The following is a 2,322-nucleotide window of genomic DNA, read 5'->3' as shown; positions in this document are numbered from 1 at the left end:
GATGTCGCCGATCTTGGACAGGCCGGCGCCGGCGCCCTTCATCACATACGTCATCGGGTCGATGACCCTGCCGACCTTGCCCGCCACCGAGATCGCCTTGGCCACCGCCCCGGCCTTGCCCGCACCCGCCACCGCCGCACCCTCACCACCGGTGAACACGGTCGTCAGCACGTTGAAAGTGACCCCACCCGCAGCACGCGCGGGATTCTTGCCCCACTCGTCCCACGCCAGCAACGCCTTGCCCGTCTGCTTCATCGTGTTGCGCGACTCACGCAGCCACGACGGCATGTACTTGTCCGGCGTCGCCCAGAACACCGCCGCCAGCAGCGGATTGTCCATGAACGCCAACCCCGTGGCGAGCTGGGCCAGGCCCTTCCAGGCCTGCTTCATCGCATCCCAGCCGTCCACACCCACCAGCGTGCCCAGGCCCTTGATCGTGCCCCAGATACCATCCACACAGATGCCGTCCCACAGAAACGACTTCGCCCAGTGCCCGAAGTCGTACCAGTGGTGCTTCTGCTCCACCGGATCACCCCACGGCAACCCCTTCGCACCCTTCAGGTCCGAAGCGTCATAGCCATACATGTTCGACTTGTTCGAACCATCACCGGCAATCATCTGCGTGCCATGCCAGATCGCCGTGATCTTGTTGTGGCACGTCCGCTCCGCCGCCCAGAACGCCGCCACCGCCGCCGTGACATCATCACGGATCCGGTTGTTCTTCCTGACCTTGTCCTCGTCGTACTCCCAGTCGTCATCCCCCCTGACCGAATCGACGAACGACGTGGCCTCCGCCTTCAGCTCCTTCAGCTTCGCCACCAGCGGACGGACCTCCGCCGCATACCCCGACAACGCCGACGACACCGTCTCCAGATGCGAAGCGAACGTATCCGCACGAGCCGCCACAGGCTTCGTCGACCCGAACAACTGCTCCGCCTCCGGCGCGTGATAAAACGCACGCAACCCCTGGAACTGCGCGTGCACATCCGCACCCGTGGAACGGATCAGCCCGGCATCCTTCTTCAGCGCCCCGTAATCCCTCTCCAACTGCTCCAGATCACCGGTGAACTCAGGAATCTCCTCCGGCTTGATCACGCCTTGCCCACTCCCGGCATCCTCACCCCAGGCGTGCACGCCTTACTCTGCGCATCCGCGGCCATCGCCTCATCACCGTCCAGATACGCCTTCGTCGCATCCACCACACCCTGCAACGACTTACCCGCCCGCGCCGCCACGAACTCCAGGTCCTTCATCGCCCGCTCCGCATACTGCGACAACGCCAACGCCACCAGACCGCCCTGCGCCTTCCCCCCGCCCTTGCCGCCGTGACCACCCTGACCGCCGTTGCCGCCGTGACCACCGTGACCGCCCGAGCCCCCGGAGCCGCCGCCCGCGGAGATCGTCCCGCACTCGACGCCGCCGACTGCAAATGCGTACCGTAATCCTTCGCCTGCTGCTCCAGATGCGACGCCGTCTTACCCGTCGCCGTCAGCACATGATCAATACCCTGCGGATGCAGATCCCAGCCCGACATACCAACCCCCGTGAACCCGCCAACCAGCCCCTGCTCAGCCGATGTTGTCGACCGCCGACTTCGCCTTCGCCAACGTCGAATGCGCCGTCGAGTCGTTCTTCTCCATCGTCGTCTTCAGCAGATGAATAATGTTCCGCACCTCCTGCGACGCATGATTCCAACGACGCTCCTTACCGTGGTACTCATCCGCCACACCATCCGCCGTGAAATCCGCCATCGCCTTCTTCACCTGCTTGTCCCGCGCCGCGATCACCATCTCCAACTGAGCGATCACACCCGCCAGATTCCCCTGCACATCCGCCGACGCCGACGTGTCATACGACCGACGATCCGCACCCGCGCCCGCACCCGCCATCACACACCACTCCCCGAAAAACACACCAAAGAACCGAAACGCTCAGACACACAACAACCCGAACCCAACAACCCGAACTCAACGACCCGAGAACCGCGCCGCATCGAAATTCGCCGAACCCATCTGCCGCTTCGCGTTGTCACCCTGCTCCTGATCACCCGTACTGAACGCACTGTCCATCCCCGACTGACCACCCAGGATCGCCCCCAACGACTGATCCAGCTCCTTCGCGATCCCATCCGCCCGCACCTTGAACTGATCAAACGCCGCACGACCCACACCGTTGAACTTCCCCTCCAACGGCTCCGCCGCCTGCACCAACTGCCGGACCAACGACCCCAGATCCTGACTCGACCCACGCGAATCACGCATCAACGTCGACAACGTCTGCGCACCCATATCGAACTTCATGTCGCCTCCCCCGCTACGGGCT

4 protein-coding genes and 1 pseudogene are annotated in these 2,322 nt (G+C 64.0%); all 5 read right to left on the bottom strand.

The features are described from left to right. Positions 1–1,095, bottom strand: a pseudogene (locus M878_RS94945) (ADP-ribosyltransferase); the annotation flags it as partial. Next, the gene (locus M878_RS000000101485; protein WP_425347914.1) at positions 1,092–1,253 is read right to left on the bottom strand and encodes a DUF6507 family protein; all 162 of its coding nucleotides are present in this window, start codon (positions 1,251–1,253) and stop codon (positions 1,092–1,094) included. The pseudogene M878_RS94945 and the gene M878_RS000000101485, both read right to left, overlap by 4 nt. Then, positions 1,250–1,534 carry a DUF6507 family protein gene (locus M878_RS000000101480; protein WP_342452732.1) on the bottom strand — a complete coding sequence of 95 codons (285 nt, stop codon included), beginning with the start codon at positions 1,532–1,534 and terminating at the stop codon, positions 1,250–1,252. Before M878_RS000000101480 ends, M878_RS000000101485 begins: the two co-directional genes overlap by 4 nt. 34 nt (positions 1,535–1,568) lie before the next feature. Further along, positions 1,569–1,889, bottom strand: a complete 321-nt coding sequence (locus M878_RS77525; RefSeq protein WP_023550597.1) for a pore-forming ESAT-6 family protein — start codon at positions 1,887–1,889, stop codon at positions 1,569–1,571. Positions 1,890–1,967: 78 nt separating this feature from the next. Further along, the gene (locus M878_RS77520; protein ID WP_031225944.1) at positions 1,968–2,300 is read right to left on the bottom strand and encodes a hypothetical protein; all 333 of its coding nucleotides are present in this window, start codon (positions 2,298–2,300) and stop codon (positions 1,968–1,970) included. Positions 2,301–2,322: the final 22 nt, after the last annotated feature.

This window comes from Streptomyces roseochromogenus subsp. oscitans DS 12.976, assembly GCF_000497445.1.
Classification (GTDB): domain Bacteria; phylum Actinomycetota; class Actinomycetes; order Streptomycetales; family Streptomycetaceae; genus Streptomyces; species Streptomyces oscitans.
This window is presented reverse-complemented; position numbering and strand designations above follow the sequence as displayed.

Excerpts from the sequence above, each read along its gene's own strand:
- M878_RS000000101480 (WP_342452732.1), bottom strand. The coding sequence starts at position 1,534 with ATGTCGGGCTGGGATCTGCATCCGCAGGGTATTGATCATGTGCTGACG.
- M878_RS77520 (WP_031225944.1), bottom strand. The coding sequence starts at position 2,300 with ATGAAGTTCGATATGGGTGCGCAGACGTTGTCGACGTTGATGCGTGAT.
- M878_RS77525 (WP_023550597.1), bottom strand. The coding sequence starts at position 1,889 with ATGGCGGGTGCGGGCGCGGGTGCGGATCGTCGGTCGTATGACACGTCG.
- M878_RS000000101485 (WP_425347914.1), bottom strand. The coding sequence starts at position 1,253 with ATGAAGGACCTGGAGTTCGTGGCGGCGCGGGCGGGTAAGTCGTTGCAG.